Source organism: Micromonospora coriariae (genome assembly GCF_900091455.1).
Lineage (GTDB): Bacteria > Actinomycetota > Actinomycetes > Mycobacteriales > Micromonosporaceae > Micromonospora > Micromonospora coriariae.
On sequence record NZ_LT607412.1, the window covers coordinates 3,615,903 to 3,630,949 of the forward strand.

Sequence of the window (15,047 nt, forward strand, 5' to 3'; positions counted from 1 at the left end):
GGCCCTTTAGTTGATGAACCGCAGGTCGGAGAACCAACCGGCCGCGAGCGCCATGATGTAGAAGTCGGCCAGCGCCAGGGTGCCGAGGGTGATCCAGGCGAGCTGCATGTGCCGGACGTTCAAGGCCGAGATGAACGTCCAGGCCTTGTACCGCACCGGATGCTTGGAGAAGTGCTTGAGCCGGCCGCCGATGATGTGCCGGCAGGAGTGGCAGGAGATGGTGTACGCCCACAGCATCACCACATTGACCAGCAGGATGATGTTGCCCAGCCCGAAGCCGAAGCCCTCCGGCGAGTGGAAGGCGAGGATCGCGTCCCAGGTGTTGATCAGCGAGATGATCACGGCGGCGTAGAAGAAGTAGCGGTGCAGGTTCTGACCGAGCAGCGGGAAGCGGGTCTCCCCGCCGTACTCCTTGTGCCCGTCCGGCACGGCGCAGGCCGGCGGCGACAGCCAGAACGACCGGTAGTACGCCTTGCGGTAGTAGTAGCAGGTGAGCCGGAACAACAGCAGGAACGGCAGCGTCAGCGCGGCGTCCGGGATGATCCACCACCCCGGCAGGAACCGGCCGAAGTGCGAGGCTCCCTCCACGCACCGCTCTGTCACGCACGGCGAGTAGAACGGGGTCAGGTAGTGGAAGTCGTCCACCCAGTACCACTTGTGCATGAAGACCCGGACCGTCGCGTACGCGACCCAGGCGCTCAGCCCGATCACGGTGATCAGCGGGGCGAACCACCACCGGTCGGTACGCAACGTCTTCGCCGCGATCGCGGCGCGCGCCCGCGCTCCCCGCGGCCTCGTTGCCGTTGATGTCATTCGAGTCGTCTCCTCGACGGGCCCGTACGGGCGGGCTGATCTTCTCCGGTCGGCACGCGGACCGGCGAACCCGCACCCGCTGCCACGTCATGCGCACACCAACAACCACGCCGGATCGACCGGCGCAGCTAAGTGACACACGTTACGCCGATCTCTGCGAGCCGTCCGCGCAAGGGACCGTCCCGTGTGTCCGACCTGCGGAAAAGCCCTGGTACGCAGGTTAATGGCGCGGTGTTGAAAAGATCACTGTCGGCCCGCCCGCTCAGCCGGAGGCGCCCCCGGTGAAGTGCCAGGACGCCAGTCGCACCGGCGGCGCGGCCCACCAGGCACCGTCCACCCGGTCCGGTTGGCGTACCGGCCGCGCGCCCAACCCGAGCACCGCGCCCGGTCCGAGCGCCTGCGGGTACGACTCGGTGAACCGCAGATCGCGGACCGCCCGCGTGACCGTGCCGTCCTCGACCAGCCAGACGCCGTTGCGGGTCAACCCGGTGACGACGAGGCTCTTCGGGTCGAGCACGCGGGTGTACCAGAGGTCGGTGACCAGCAGCCCTCGACGTACGCCGGCGACCAGCGCGGCGGTGTCCGAGTCGACGACGGCGCCGGCCGCCGCACCGGTGGTGCTCCGGCCCACCGGACTGGCCGGGCCGGCCGCCGCACCGGACAGGCGCAGGTTGCGGGCCATCGGCCCCCAGGTGGCACCGCCCGCGACCGCGTGCCCGGTGGACTCCGCGCCCGCCTCGACGGCGGTGCGCCGGTCGTGCGCCACCGCTCGGGTGGTGCCCCCCTCGACCAGGGTCAGCGCCCGCCGGCCGGTGCCCTCGGCGTCGAACGGCAGCCCCGACGCGCTCAGCGGGTCGTCCACCAGGGTCACCGTCCGGTCGAACTGGTCCGCCCCCGGCTCGGCGAAGGACTGCCGCTCGGCGTACCGCTTGCCGTTGAAGCCGTACCAGGAGAGGTTCTGCAGCAGATCCGCCACGGCGGCCGGCTCGAACACCACCTCGTAGTGCCCCGGCGGCAGCTCGATCGGGTCGGCCGCGGCCTGGGCCTTGGCAGCGGCACGCCCGCCCAGCTCGGCGCCGTCGATGTCGGACAGCCGGTCGGCGCAGTGCCGGGCCACCCCGTCCGCGCCGCCCTGGCGGGCGATGCCATCCATCGCCGCCTCCACCGAGCGACCCTGCGCGGTGTGCCCGGTCGAGTTGGCGTACGCCGACGAACGGTGTGCGGTGCGGCAGTAGCCCGCCGTGCTGAGACCTCCGGCGGCGGCCACGAACGCGCGGACCCGGTCGGCCCGCTGGTCCGGCTCGGCGTGCGCGGTGGCCTCGTCGACGGGCGGGGCGAGCGGCGCGGGCGTGGGCGGGGCCAGGCCCGGCCAACCCGGGTCGGGTGGGCAGAGCCGTGCCGCGGCCAGTGTGCGCTCGACCAGCGCGCGCAACCCGTTGGCGGTGACGACGCTGCCGCTGCCGGCGGCCGTCCGCCCGTCGACGTGCACCCGCAGCCGGATCCCGACGGTCGACTCGGCGACGTTCTGGTGGATGGCCGAGTTGGCGAACCGGGTAAGCGCCAGGTCGGCGCGGGTCACCACCGCCTCGGCCTGCGCGGCCGGGCCGCCGAGACGCCGGACCAGCTCGATGACCTGCCCGGCAAGCTCCAGTTCCGTCGGCCCATCCGCCCTCATGCCGACACCCCCACCCGGACGTTGCGGAAGCGAGCCGGCGCGGCCGGATGGCCGGTGTGCCCGGTCTGGCCGGGCTGGCCCTTGCCGCAGTTGGGCGTCCCCCAGGGCACCGTCTCGCCGGAGAGCATGTCCATCGAGCGCCAGAAGAGCGGGCCGATCCCGGTGTAGGTGGGGTTGCGCAACATCCGCCCACGCCGGCCCTTCTTGATCTCCCAGCCGATCTCGCAGCCGAACTGGAAGTTGAGGCGCTTGTCGTCGATCGACCAGGATCGGTTCAGGTCCATCAGCACCCCGTCGTCAGTGGCCGCGATGATCTCGTCCAGGGTGTGCGGGCCCAGTTCCAGGCCCACGTTGGTCATCCGCACCATCGGCAGCCGGGCCTACCCGTCGGCCCGTACGCTGCCGCCGTAGTCGAGGCTGGCCATGGCGGCCGAGTCCCGGCCGGCGAGCACGCCCACCCACCGCCCGTCGCGGACCGCGTCCCGCTTGACCGCCGGGGAGCCCTCGTCGTCGAAGCCGAAGCTGCCCAGCGCGCCGGGGATGGTCGGGTCGATGGTGACGTTCATCAGCTCGGAGCCGTAGCGCAGCGAGCCGAGCTGGGCCAGGTCCAACCAGGACGTGCCGGCGAAGGCCGCCTCCCAGCCGAGGATCCGGTCCAGCTCGATGGCGTGCCCGACCGACTCGTGGATCTGCAGGGCCAGCTGCTCGCCGCCGAGGATCAGATCCGTCTCGCCGGCGGGGCACTGCGGTGCGGTGAGCAGCGCCCGGGACTCCTCGGCGATCTGCGCGGCGTGGGCGGCCAGGTCGAGCGACTCGACCAGCTCCCAACCGGTGGTGCCGTACTGCCCCCGGTAGCTGGGCCAGGAACGGCGCTGCGTCTCGCCGTCACCGATCGAGGTGGCCGAGATGCCGCCGCCGCACTCGCGGATCCGCTGGTCGATCCGGTGGCCCTCGCTGGAGACGAACCACTTCGCGGTGTCCCAGATCTGGTACAGCCCCTCGGCCAGGTCGGCGCCGTGCTCGGCCATCGTGCGGGTCGCGCCGACCAGCAGGTCGCCCTTGTCCGACAGGGGCACTCCGAGCGGATCGATCTGGCAGCCCGAGGCCCAGCTGGCGGTGACCGCCTCGACCGGCACCAGGTCGACCGGCGGGCCGGGCACCCGCGCGCTCGCGGTGGCGATCCGGGCCGCGCGCCGGCCGGCGTCACGGGCGGCGGCGTCCGAGAGATCGGGTACGGCGTGGAAGCCCCAGCTCGCCCCGACCAGCGCCCGGACGCCGATCCCGATGCTCTCGTCCTGGGTCAGCTCCTCCACGTCGCCGTTGCGCGCGGTCATCGACTCGTAGCGGCGGTGCATCACCCGCGCGTCGGCGTACCGGGCACCCGCGTCGAGGGCGGCCTGGACAGCGGCCGTGGCCGCGTCGAACTCGCTCATGGGACCGACCCTAGGCCAGCCGACGGACAGCCGTCAGGGGAGCAGATCCTCCGGCCGGATGGTGGCCTTCACCGGCTCGGTGAGCACCAGCAGATCGCCCGGTCTGGTCACCGACTGCTCGGTGTAGTGGCCGCCGCGCCGCCGGTACAGATGCATTGTGCCGCTGTCCTGCTCCACCAGGAGATACCACTCGATGCCGGCGGCGGCGTAGTAGTGCATCTTGAGCACCTTGTCGGTCGACGCGTTGCTCGGCGAGATGATCTCGCACACCAGCCGCACGTCACCCGCCTCGACGTTGAGTTCGTCGAAATCGATCGGGCCAGTGATGACAAGGTCGGGAATCGGGATCCGTCCCGGCCTGAGTCGAACGTTCACCGCTTCCAGCACGTGCAGGCCGGCCTCGCGAACCGGGGCTCGTAGCACCGCGCGTAGTTCGCCGGAGATGTTCTGGTGTCGGGGGGTGGGGGCTGGGGTCACGTGGAGGCTCCCGTCGAAGAGTTCGACGCGTTGCTGCGTCTCGCCGAGGGCGAGGTACTCCTCTTCGGTCCACGGGCCTTCGTGGTTGAACACCGCCGCGGTCATCGTCACCTCCACCTCGTGCCGGCGGGAATCCTTCCGGTGCTGCCGCCACCATGGTCGCACCCGCCGTGCGATCACGGCATGAACGGCCATGAATGGCGAGGTGAGGGGTGTTCAGGCCGATGCCGACTCGTTACGCTCGGGCCCGCTGACAGTGCCGACTTCGTAGCTTATTTTCACCCTCGGGACTTTCCTGTAAGTTCTCTTCGTCACTGAGGGAGGCGGCCGTGGACAGCTCGGATCCGGCGCCGTCCGGGGAACCGGACGACCGTCCCACCGTGCCGGTGCAGCGCTCCGACCAGGATGCCTACCTGCGGGTGACTGACCTGCGGGTCCGGTTCGACACCGAGGACGGCGTGGTGCGCGCGGTCGACGGGGTGTCGTTCGCCGTCGAGCGGGGCCGCACCCTCGGCATCGTCGGCGAGTCCGGCTCCGGCAAGAGCGTCACCTCGCTGGCCATCCTCGGCCTGCACGACGCCAAGCGCGCGACCATCACCGGCGAGATCTCCGTCGGCGGCCGGCAGTTGGTGGGCCTCGGCGACGAAGAGGTGCGTCGACTGCGCGGCCGGGACATGGCAATGATCTTCCAGGATCCGCTCTCCGCGCTGCACCCGTACTACTCGGTGGGCCGGCAGATCGCCGAGGCGTACCGGGTGCACCACCCGAAGGCCAGCCGGCGAGAGGCCCGCCAGCGGGCGGTGGACATGCTCGACCGGGTCGGCATCCCGCAGCCGGCACGCCGCTTCGACCAGTACCCGCACGAGTTCTCCGGCGGCATGCGCCAGCGGGCGATGATCGCCATGGCGCTGGTCAACGACCCGGCCCTGCTGATCGCCGACGAGCCGACCACCGCCCTGGACGTCACCGTGCAGGCGCAGATCCTGGACCTGCTCGCCGACCTCCAGGCCGAGTTCCACTCCGCGATCATCCTGATCACCCACGATCTCGGCGTGGTCGGCCAGGTCGCCGACGAGGTGCTTGTGATGTACGGCGGTCGGGCCGTGGAGCGCGGCAGCGTCGAGCAGGTGCTCCGCTCGCCGCAGCACCCGTACACCTGGGGGTTGCTCTCCAGCGTGCCGTCGTTGCACGGCGACGCGGACGCGGACCTGCTGCCGATCCGGGGCAACCCGCCCAGCCTCATCAACCTGCCGTCCGGCTGCGCCTTCCACCCGCGCTGCCGGTACGCGGACCGCCCCGGGGACCGCGCCCGCACCGAGGTGCCCGAGCTGCGTCCGGCGGGCTCAACCGGCGCGGACGGCCACCTGGTCGCCTGCCACCTGACCGCCGAGGAGCGCACCACGCTCTACGCCGAGGACATCGCATCCGTGGGGGTGGCCCGATGACCGATCAGCCGCTGCTGCGGGTACGCGGCCTGACCAAGCACTTCCCGGTACGCCAGGGGCTGCGCTCCACCGGTCTGGTGCAGGCGGTGGACGGGCTCGACTTCGACGTGCGCCCGGGCGAGACGCTCGGCCTGGTGGGGGAGTCCGGCTGCGGCAAGACCACCACCGGTCGGATGCTTGTGCGGTTGCTGGAGCCGACCGCCGGCAGCATCGAGTTCGAGGGGCGGGACATCACGCACGCCGGCCGGCGTGAGCTGCGCCCGCTGCGCCAGGACCTTCAGATCATCTTCCAGGACCCGTACGCCTCCCTGAACCCCCGGCACACAGTGGGCCGGATCGTGGCGATGCCGCTGCAGGTCAACGGGATCAAGCCGCCGGGTGGGATCAAGGCCCGGGTGCAGGAGCTGCTGGAGCTTGTCGGGCTGAACCCGGAGCACTACAACCGGTACCCGCACGAGTTCTCCGGTGGCCAGCGCCAGCGCATCGGCATCGCCCGGGCGTTGGCCCTGCGGCCCAAACTGATCGTCGCCGACGAGCCGGTCTCCGCGCTGGACGTCTCGATCCAGGCGCAGGTGGTCAACCTGCTGCGGGACCTGCAACGGGACCTCGGCCTGGCGTTCGTGTTCATCGCCCACGACCTGGCAGTGGTCCGGCACTTCTGTCAGCGGGTCGCGGTCATGTACCTGGGTCGGATCGTGGAGATCGGTGACCGGGCGGACATCTACGAGCGCCCGCAGCACCCGTACACCCGGGCGCTGCTCTCGGCGATCCCGGACGTCACCCGGCTCGGCCCGGGCGGCCGGATCCGGTTGACCGGCGACGTGCCCACCCCGCTCGACCCGCCGTCGGGCTGCCGTTTCCGCACCCGGTGCTGGAAGGCGCAGGACATCTGCGCCACCGAGGAGCCGGCGCTGGTGCCGCGGGACGGCGGCGAACAGGCCACCGCGTGTCACTTCTCGGAAGCGGGAGAGGTCCCCACGGGGGACGCTGCCGGCGCGATCGTCGAGGAGGTGGCGCGGTGAGCCTGTCGCCGGTGGAGGGAGTGGCGCTGGCCGAGATCGAGTCCAGCGCGGACGCGGGCGGGCCCGCGGCCAAGGGTGTCGTCGGTCGCTCGCCCGGTCAGCTCGCCTGGCTCCGGCTGCGGCGCGACCGGACGGCCATGGTCAGCGGGGTGCTGCTGATCTTCTTCATGCTGCTGGGGCTCGCTGCTCCGCTGATCGAGATGGTCTACGGGATCGGCCCACGTGAGCAGTTCCAGAGCCTGCTCGACGGCTTCGGCATGCCGCTGGGCTACGTCGGCGGCGTCAACGGGGAGCACTGGTTCGGCCTGGAGCCGGGGCTGGGCCGGGACATCTTCATCCGGCTGATCTACGGGCTGCGGACCTCGCTCTTCATCGCGTTCGCCGCGGCCGTGATCACCGCGACGATCGGCATCGTGCTCGGCGCGCTCGCCGGCTACCTGGGCGGCTGGCTCGACGCGGTCATCAACTGGATCACCGACCTGACCCTGGCCATGCCGTTCCTGATCATCGCGTTGGCGCTCACCCCCACCCTGACGCTGCGCTTCTACGGCGAGCGGGGACAGGTGTCGTCGGCCTTCGGAGTGGGCGTGCTGATCGCCGTCTTCGCCGTCTTCGGCTGGACCAGCACGGCCAGGCTGGTGCGCGGGCAGGTGATCGCGTTGCGTGAGCGGGAGTTCGTGGAGGCCGCGAAGGCCAGCGGCGCCGGGCTCGGGCACATGCTCTTCCGGCAGTTGCTGCCGAACATCTGGGCGCCGATCCTGGTCTCGTTCTCCCTGGCGGTGCCGCAGTTCATCACCAGTGAGGCCGCGCTCTCGTTCATCGGCGTCGGCCTCAGCGACGAGACGCCGAGCTTCGGCCGGATGATCTACCGCAGTCTGGACTTCCTCCAGACCGACCCGGCGTACGTGTTCTTCCCGGGCATCACGATCTTCGCGCTGGTGTTCGCCTTCAACCTCTTCGGCGACGCGTTGCGTGACGCGCTCGACCCGAAGTCGTCCCGGTAGGGGTTTCCCATGGCGCGATTCCTGATCAAGCGGCTCTTCTCGGCCACGCTGACCCTCTTCGCGGTGAGCGTGCTGACCTTCCTGATGTTCTTCGCCCTGCCGCGTGACCCGGTCACCGGCATGTGCCCGAAGAACTGCAACCCGGAGCGGCTGGAGCGGGTCCGGACCGAGCTGGGCCTGAACGACCCGCTGATCAGCCAGTACGCCGGCTACATGAAGGGCATCGTGACCGGACGCGACCTGGGCAGCGCCCAGGGTGGCCGGTGTGACGCGCCCTGCCTGGGCTGGTCGTACGTCACCAACGAGGCGGTCTCGGACACCATCGCCCGGGTGCTGCCGGTGACGCTGAGCATCGTGATCCCGGCGGCCATCCTCTGGCTGCTGCTGGGGGTGGGTCTGGGCATGGTCTCCGCGCTGCGCCGGGGCACCTGGCTGGACCGGGCCGCCATCGGCTTCTCGCTGACCGGCGCCTCGTTGCAGCTGTACTTCGTGGGCGCGGTGCTGCTGCTGGTGTTCGTCTACAACCTGCGGTTGCTGCCGGTGCCGAGCTACACCTCGATCTTCGACAATCCGGCGAAGTGGGCCAGTGGTCTGGTGCTGGCCTGGGTCGCGCTGGCCTTCCTCTTCTCGGCCATCTACGCCCGGCTGTCCCGGGCGCAGATGCTGGAGACGCTGTCGGAGGACTTCGTCCGCACCGCTCGGGCCAAGGGCCTGGCCAAACCCACGGTGTACGGGCGACACGCGCTGCGCGCGGCGATCACGCCGGTGGTGACGATCGCCGGCCTGGACGTCGGTGGTGCGCTCGGCGGCACCGTCATCACCGAGACCACCTTCGGCATCCAGGGGCTGGGTCGCACGGCGGTGGACGCGGTGCGCTCCGGCGACCTGCCCACCATCATGGCCACAGTGCTGATCTCGGCCGTCTTCGTGGTGCTGGCGAACGTGCTGGTCGACCTGCTCTACGCGGCCATCGACCCCCGGGTCCGGCTGCGCTGAACCGGTCGTCGTTCTGGGTGTCCACCACCCGGTCGGCGGCGAAATTTATCGACAACTGTTACACAATTCGTAGGTTTTCTTCTTTACGATCCTCGAGACGTCGGCGGTTCTCGCCCCGACGGACCGCACGGCACATTGATGAAGGAGGTACTTCATGCGACCACGCGTGGCGGCCGCCGCAGGCGGCGCGATCGCTCTGGTTGTGGCATTGGGTGCGTGCTCGGAGAACACGGGCGAGGGCACCACTGTGGACACCAACCGGCAGCAGAGCGGGGTCATCGCGACCGACCCCAAGGACTCCCAGGGCCCTGCCGCCGAGGTGAGCGGCGCCCAGAAGGGCGGCACGTTCACCATCATCCGGGAGACGCCCATCTCCCACCTGGACCCGCAGCGGACGTACTCGTTCGCGGGTCTGATGGCGAACCCGCTCTTCGCCCGTTACCTGACCACCTGGAAGGACGACGGCAAGGGCGGCCTGGTTCTCGTCGGCGACCTGGCCGAGACGCCGGGCACCAATGTCAACAAGGACTGCAAGGTCTGGGAATTCAAGATCAAGGACGGGGTGAAGTTCGAGGACGGTCGCCCGATCACCTCCAAGGAGATCGCGTACGGCATCGCCCGCTCCTTCGATCCCGACCTCTCCGGCGGCCCGACCTACATCCAGGAGTGGCTGGCCGACAGCCCGGAGTTCGACACCAAGTGGGACTTCAAGAAGAACAAGACGTCGCTGCCGCCGGGCCTGAGCACGCCGGACGACAAGACGCTGCGCTTCGAGTTCGCCAAGCCCCGCTGTGACCTGCCGTTCGCGGTCTCGCTGCCGACCACCGCGCCGCTGCCCCCGGACAAGGACACCGGCGTCAACCTGGACAAGCAGCCGTTCTCCTCCGGGCCCTACAAGATCGCCAAGAACCAGACCGGCGTGCAGATCACCCTGGACCGCAACCCCAACTGGGACCCGAACACCGACCCGGTCCGGCACCAGTACCCGGACCAGTTCGTGTGGAGCTTCGGCCCGACGGCGGACGCCGCCAACAACCGGGTGATCGCCGACAACGGCGCCGACCAGAGCGCGCACGCCTTCAATGCCGTGCCCGCCTCGCTGGTCGCCCGGGTGGCCGGGGACGCCTCGCTGAAGTCGCGCAGCATCCTCTCGCCGACCCCCAGCGCCAACCAGTTGGTCATCAACAACCAGCGCGTCAAGGACCTCAAGATCCGGCAGGCGCTCAACTACGCCATCGACCGGGAAGGCCTGATCAAGGCGCTCGGCGGGCAGACCGTCGCCGCGCCGCTGACCACGCTCATGCCGCCGGCCACCATCGGCTACAAGGCGTACGAGGCGTACCCGGCGGGCCCCAACGGCGACATGGCCAAGGTCAAGGAGCTGCTCGGCGGGCAGACGCCGGAGCTGGTCCTCGGTGTCGCCGACAACACGACCGAGCAGCAGGAGGGTGCCCAGCTCAAGGCCAACCTGGAGCGGGCCGGCTTCAAGATCACGCTGCGGAACATCTCGGACGACGCGAAGCTGGACGAGATCAAGAAGAAGGACAACCCCTGGGACCTGTACATCGGTAACTGGGCGGCGGACTGGCCGAGTGGCGCCTCGATCCTGCCGGTGCTCTACGACGGCCGCACCATCAAGGCCGAGGGCAACAGCAACCAGTCCTACTTCAACGACCCGACGATCAACGCCGAGATGGACCGCATCCTGGCCATGCCTCCGGCCGACCAGGGCCCGGAGTGGGCCAAGCTCGACGAGCGGATCATGAAGGAGCACGCCCCGGTGGTGCCGCTCTTCGTCGACGTGGCCTACAACGTGCACGGGTCCAAGGTCGGCGGGGTCTTCATCTCCAGCGTCTTCGGCTACTCGTCGTTCGTGAACGCGTACGTCAAGCCGTAACAGCTACCTCACCCGGTCGAGGTCCGAGCCTCACCCGGTAAGCAAGGGCCCCTTCTTAACAGCGCCGTTAAGAAGGGGCCCTTCCTCTACCTCAGGCGTTAATAAGGGGCCCTTCCTTCACAGCAGGTGGGTGCGGAGGAAATCCAGCTCCAGTGGGAGCAGGCGCTCGGCGGTGCCGTTCGCGGCCATGTGGGTGGCGCCGGTCAGCGGCAGCACGGCGTGCGGGCGGCCCGAACTCAGCAGGGCCGCGGAGAGCCGGAGCGTGTGCGCGGCCACCACGTTGTCGTCGGCCAGGCCGTGCACCAGCAGCAACGGCCGGGCCTGGTCCGGGCCGGCGACCGGCTCGGCGGCCAGCTCGACCAGCGAGTGGTGCGCGTAGATGTCCGCCCCGTCCTCCGGCGGCCCCAGGTAGCGCTCGGTGTACGCGGTGTCGTACAGCGCCCAGTCGGTCACCGGAGCGCCGGCGATCCCGCACCGGAACAGCTCCGGATGACGCAGCACCGCCAGCCCGGCCAGCCAGCCGCCGAACGACCAGCCGCGTACGCCGACCCGGCCCAGGTCCAGGTCGGGGTGCTTGCCGGCGAGCGCGGTCAGCGCGTCGATCTGGTCGGTCAGGACCACGTCGGCCACCCGCCGGTGGATCGCCTTCTCGAACGACGGGGCCACCCCCGGCGTACCCCGGTTGTCGATGGTGACCACCGCGAATCCGGCGTCGGCCCACCACTGGCGCTCCAGCCAGGCTGCCCGGGCGGCCACCACCTCCTGGTGCCCCGGACCGCCGTAGATGTCCAGCAGCACCGGCAGCCGCCGGCCCGTCACGTGGTTGTCCGGGTAGAGCACCGCCGCCGGCAGCCGCCGGTCGGTCACCCGTTCCAGCAGCGGCAGCGGCGAATATGGCGGGGTGGCGGCCAGCGACCGCAGCTCGGCCAGCTCCCGGTCGCCGCGGCGGACCGTCCACCGCACCCCGGCGTGGTCCAGCGAGGCGACCCCGACCACCAGCACGTCCCCGCCGACGGCGGCGGTGTGCCAGCCCGAGTCGGTGGTGAGCCGGCGGGCGTCCACGCCGCCGCCGATGGTGGTGCGGACCCGGAACAGGTGCCGCTCGCTCGGTTCGCCGTCACTCGCCTCGACCAGCAGGTCGGCCGGACCGGTGCCGGCGGGGAGTCGGCCCACCACCCGCCGCACGTACAGCGACGGCGGGGTGAGCAGGGTGCCGTCGGCGAACAGGCACCGCGCGTCGTACCCGTCGTGGGCCAGCTCGCCGCCGACCAGCACCCGGCCGTCCGGTAGGTGCGCCGGCGTGCCGGCGATCGGTTCGACCCAGCGCGGATCGGCCAGTTCGGCGTGCACCTGCGTCTCACCGGTCCGTGGGTCCACCGCGAGCACCAGCCCGTGCTGCTGCGACCGGCGCAGCACGGTGATCAGCGGGCTGCCCTCGACCCAGCTGACCCCGGTCAGGTACGGGTAGGTCTCCCGGTCCCAGTGCACGTCGACCCAGCCGTCGTCCAGGTCCAGCAGGTGCAGGCTGACCTCCGCGTTCGGCCCACCCGCCCGGGGGTACGCGACGGCGGTCGGCGGGCTCGCCGGCTCGGCCGGGTCGTGCAGGTGCCAGCGGTCCAGCCGGGACTCGTCGACCCGGGCCGCGAGCACCGAGCCGCCGTCCGGCGCCCACCAGTAGCCCCGGAACCGCCCGAACTCCTCGGCCGCGATGTGCTCGGCCAGCCCCCAGCTCACACCGGCGTCCTCGCCGGCCAGCAGGGAGTCGGTGCCCTCGGCATCGATCACCCGAAGCTCGCCCCTTCGGATGCCCTCGGCCGCGTCGGTCACGTATGCCAACCGCTGCCCGGTCGGGTCCGGCCGTGGGTCCAGCACCGGGCCGACGGTGGCCACCTCCACCACGTCGCCGTGCACCAGGTCGGCCCGGAACAGCCGCCCGGCCAGCGCGAACACCGCGATCCGTCCGGCGGCGTCCAGCGCGTACGAGCCGATGCCGGCGGCGCTGAGCCGCAGCCGCTCGCGTAGCGCGCGCTCACCGGGGGAGAGCGCCCCGGCGTCGCCGTCGGCGCCCAGCAGGGTGGCCGGGTCGGCGACCAGCCGCTCCTCGCCGGTGGCCACATCGAGCAGCCAGAGCGCGTCCGCCGGATCCTCCGGGCCGCCGGAGCGCAGGAAGATCACGCGGCAGCCGTCCTCCGCCACGGAGACAGCACGCGGCGCGCCGTGGCTGAACCGGCGGGTGCGGGCGGCCAGCTCCGGAAAGTCCACAGGCCAAATCGTAGAGCCGCGTCGGGCGTGATGTGGCCGACCTGGGCGGACGCGTCTAGGGCCGCGGGCCGGAACCGCCGGTTAGAGTGACCGTCGTGACGATGCTGCCCGACCGCCGCCTGCTGCTGGTCCACGCGCACCCCGACGACGAGTCGATCGGCACCGGCTCGACGATGGCCCACTACGCCGCCGACGGCGCGCACGTCACGCTGGTGACCTGCACTCTCGGCGAGGAGGGCGAGATCCACGTACCGGCGCTGGCCCAGCTCGCCGCGGCCGAGGCCGACCAGCTCGGCGGGTACCGGATCGCCGAGCTGGCCGCCGCGTGCGCCGCGCTCGGCGTCACCGACCACCGCTTCCTCGGCGGCGCCGGCCGCTACCGCGACTCGGGGATGATGGGGCTCGCGACCAACGAGCACCCCCGCGCCTTCTGGCAGGCCGACCTGGACGAGGCCGCCGGGCACCTGGTGGAGATCATGCGGGAGGTCCGCCCGCAGGTGCTGGTCACGTACGACCCGAACGGCTTCTACGGCCACCCCGACCACATCCAGGCGCACCGGGTGGCGATGCGCGCCGTCGAGCTGGCCGCCGCCGAGGGCTGCGCCCCCGCCAAGGTCTACTGGACGGCCATGCCGCGCAGCGTGCTCGAGGCCGGCATGACGCACTTCGCCGAGTCCTCGGACAACCCGTTCGCCGGCATCCGGGACATCGCCGACCTGCCCTTCGGCACCCCGGACGACCAGATCGCCGCCCGGATCGACGCGACGGAGCAGCACACCGCGAAGGAGTCCGCGATGCGGGCGCACGCCACGCAGATCCCGGCCACCTCCTGGCTCTACTCGATCGCCGGCAACTTCGGGGGCGAGTTCATGGGCGTGGAGTTCTTCACGCTCGCGGTCGGCGAGAAGGGCCCCGGCGCCGGCCCGTACGGCTGGGAGGACGACCTTTTCGCCGGGCTGCCCGTGGAGAGCGCCCGGGGCCGGCTCTCGGTCGCCGCGGCCGGTCTCCGGTGACCCTGCCCGCCGCTCCGGTGTCGGTCGTGCAGGGCCAGGACGCCCCGCCCCCGGCGGGGCCGCCGCCGCGCCTGCTTGACCTGGGCCTGCGGGTGGCCGGCGCGATCATCGTGGTGGTGGCCGGGGTGCTGACCGGTGTGCTGGAGCTGCTGTTCTCCACGGTCCGGGTCGGGGGGCAGCTGATCGGCGTGTCGGCGCTGCTCGCCGTCGGGGCCAACATCGCGCTGAGCTGGTTCGCGTACGAGGTGGTCGGCCGCCGGTGGGCGGTGGCGCTGCCCGCGGTGCCGTGGTTCGTGCTGATGGCGGTGGCCGCCGTCCGGACCAGCGAGGGCGACCTGCTGCTGGCCGGCGACAACTGGGTCGGCCTGGCGATGATCGTGGCCGGCGCGATGACCTTCGCGGTGATGGGCTTCCGGCAGATCCTCGCCCCTCCGCCCGCACTCGGCGGCTGATGACGCCACCCAGGTACGGGTGGTAGATATCTCTGCCAGGGATGCGTGCCCCACGACGGGGCGTTCGGCAGGAGGTCGTGCGATGGACGGACGGTGGCGTGACGTCGGAGTGCTCGCGGGAGGGCTGTTCGCGGTCAACGTGGTCGCCCGGCTGATCATCCGGTTCGGCTTCGACGGTGACGACACCGCAGCCGACCGGGTGTCGCTGGCGATGTTCGCGGTGATCGGGCTGATCCTGGCCGTGGTCGCCTTCCGCTGGGCTCGCCGCCGGCCGCTGGCCGACTGGGCGGCCGACATGGCCCTCGCGGTGCTGGCGGCGATGGCGCTGACAGTGCTGATCGGGCCCCTGCTGGTCGGTCACAACCCGTTCGCCGGCGGTGCGGGGACGTTCTTCGCCCAGATCTGGCTCTACCTGCTCGCCACCGGCGCCGGAGTGCTGGTCGGCTACCTGGTGCTCACCGCGCTCGGGCGTGACTACCGCTCCCAGCAGCTCAAGCGGTACGCCGAGGTCAAGGCCGCCAAGCCGCGCCGCGTCGTCCGCCGCTGAGCACCGCTGCC

12 protein-coding genes and 1 pseudogene are annotated in these 15,047 nt (G+C 71.3%); 8 read left to right on the top strand and 5 right to left on the bottom strand.

What is annotated here, in order from left to right; all coding sequences use genetic code 11:
• Positions 1–6 precede the first annotated feature (6 nt).
• The 4 genes and pseudogenes from GA0070607_RS16980 to GA0070607_RS16995 form a co-directional block, all read right to left on the bottom strand.
• Entirely contained in the window at positions 7–813 is an 807-nt protein-coding gene (locus GA0070607_RS16980) for a hypothetical protein (protein WP_089019077.1), read from the bottom strand.
• Positions 814–1,075: 262 nt separating this feature from the next.
• Positions 1,076–2,488 carry a TldD/PmbA family protein gene (locus tag GA0070607_RS16985; RefSeq protein ID WP_089019078.1) on the bottom strand — a complete coding sequence of 471 codons (1,413 nt, stop codon included), beginning with the start codon at positions 2,486–2,488 and terminating at the stop codon, positions 1,076–1,078.
• Positions 2,485–3,921 (bottom strand): annotated as a pseudogene (locus GA0070607_RS16990) (TldD/PmbA family protein). The gene GA0070607_RS16985 and the pseudogene GA0070607_RS16990 overlap by 4 nt, the downstream one beginning before the upstream one ends.
• Before the next feature lie 33 nt (positions 3,922–3,954).
• Positions 3,955–4,503 carry a Uma2 family endonuclease gene (locus GA0070607_RS16995; protein WP_089021897.1) on the bottom strand — a complete coding sequence of 183 codons (549 nt, stop codon included), beginning with the start codon at positions 4,501–4,503 and terminating at the stop codon, positions 3,955–3,957.
• A gap of 275 nt (positions 4,504–4,778) precedes the next feature.
• Between GA0070607_RS16995 and GA0070607_RS17000 the strand changes: the two genes are divergently transcribed.
• The 5 genes from GA0070607_RS17000 (at position 4,779) to GA0070607_RS17020 (ending at position 10,762) form a co-directional block, all read left to right on the top strand.
• Positions 4,779–5,843 (top strand): ABC transporter ATP-binding protein, encoded by a 1,065-nt coding sequence (locus GA0070607_RS17000; RefSeq protein WP_172899194.1) that lies wholly within the window; start codon positions 4,779–4,781, stop codon positions 5,841–5,843.
• Positions 5,840–6,865 carry an ABC transporter ATP-binding protein gene (locus GA0070607_RS17005; RefSeq protein WP_089019080.1) on the top strand — a complete coding sequence of 342 codons (1,026 nt, stop codon included), beginning with the start codon at positions 5,840–5,842 and terminating at the stop codon, positions 6,863–6,865. The genes GA0070607_RS17000 and GA0070607_RS17005 overlap by 4 nt, the downstream gene beginning before the upstream one ends.
• Positions 6,862–7,869, top strand: a complete 1,008-nt coding sequence (locus tag GA0070607_RS17010) for an ABC transporter permease (protein ID WP_089019081.1) — start codon at positions 6,862–6,864, stop codon at positions 7,867–7,869. The genes GA0070607_RS17005 and GA0070607_RS17010 overlap by 4 nt, the downstream gene beginning before the upstream one ends.
• 9 nt (positions 7,870–7,878) lie before the next feature.
• A complete protein-coding gene (locus GA0070607_RS17015) occupies positions 7,879–8,865 on the top strand; it encodes an ABC transporter permease (RefSeq protein WP_089019082.1) in 987 nt (328 codons plus the stop codon).
• Between the two features lie 154 nt (positions 8,866–9,019).
• Positions 9,020–10,762, top strand: a complete 1,743-nt coding sequence (locus GA0070607_RS17020; protein WP_089019083.1) for an ABC transporter substrate-binding protein — start codon at positions 9,020–9,022, stop codon at positions 10,760–10,762.
• 117 nt (positions 10,763–10,879) lie between these two features.
• On the opposite strand, the gene GA0070607_RS17025 is transcribed toward GA0070607_RS17020, so the two are convergent.
• Positions 10,880–13,024, bottom strand: coding sequence for a S9 family peptidase (locus GA0070607_RS17025; protein WP_089019084.1), 2,145 nt, complete (start codon positions 13,022–13,024; stop codon positions 10,880–10,882).
• An 86-nt stretch (positions 13,025–13,110) separates the two neighbouring features.
• Here GA0070607_RS17025 and mshB point away from each other — a divergent pair, with 86 nt between their 5' ends.
• The 3 genes from mshB to GA0070607_RS17040 all read left to right on the top strand — a co-directional run bounded on the left by mshB (position 13,111) and on the right by GA0070607_RS17040 (position 15,036).
• Positions 13,111–14,037 carry an N-acetyl-1-D-myo-inositol-2-amino-2-deoxy-alpha-D-glucopyranoside deacetylase gene (gene mshB, locus GA0070607_RS17030; RefSeq protein WP_089019085.1) on the top strand — a complete coding sequence of 309 codons (927 nt, stop codon included), beginning with the start codon at positions 13,111–13,113 and terminating at the stop codon, positions 14,035–14,037.
• A complete protein-coding gene (locus GA0070607_RS17035) occupies positions 14,034–14,489 on the top strand; it encodes a hypothetical protein (protein WP_089019086.1) in 456 nt (151 codons plus the stop codon). Before mshB ends, GA0070607_RS17035 begins: the two co-directional genes overlap by 4 nt.
• Before the next feature lie 82 nt (positions 14,490–14,571).
• The gene (locus GA0070607_RS17040; protein ID WP_089019087.1) at positions 14,572–15,036 is read left to right on the top strand and encodes a hypothetical protein; all 465 of its coding nucleotides are present in this window, start codon (positions 14,572–14,574) and stop codon (positions 15,034–15,036) included.
• Positions 15,037–15,047 lie beyond the last annotated feature (11 nt).

Coding starts and splice junctions, on each gene's coding strand:
- GA0070607_RS16980 (WP_089019077.1), bottom strand. CDS start 813: ATGACATCAACGGCAACGAGGCCGCGGGGAGCGCGGGCGCGCGCCGCG.
- GA0070607_RS17040 (WP_089019087.1), top strand. CDS start 14,572: ATGGACGGACGGTGGCGTGACGTCGGAGTGCTCGCGGGAGGGCTGTTC.
- GA0070607_RS17005 (WP_089019080.1), top strand. CDS start 5,840: ATGACCGATCAGCCGCTGCTGCGGGTACGCGGCCTGACCAAGCACTTC.
- GA0070607_RS17020 (WP_089019083.1), top strand. CDS start 9,020: ATGCGACCACGCGTGGCGGCCGCCGCAGGCGGCGCGATCGCTCTGGTT.
- GA0070607_RS16995 (WP_089021897.1), bottom strand. CDS start 4,503: ATGACCGCGGCGGTGTTCAACCACGAAGGCCCGTGGACCGAAGAGGAG.
- GA0070607_RS17015 (WP_089019082.1), top strand. CDS start 7,879: ATGGCGCGATTCCTGATCAAGCGGCTCTTCTCGGCCACGCTGACCCTC.
- GA0070607_RS16985 (WP_089019078.1), bottom strand. CDS start 2,488: ATGAGGGCGGATGGGCCGACGGAACTGGAGCTTGCCGGGCAGGTCATC.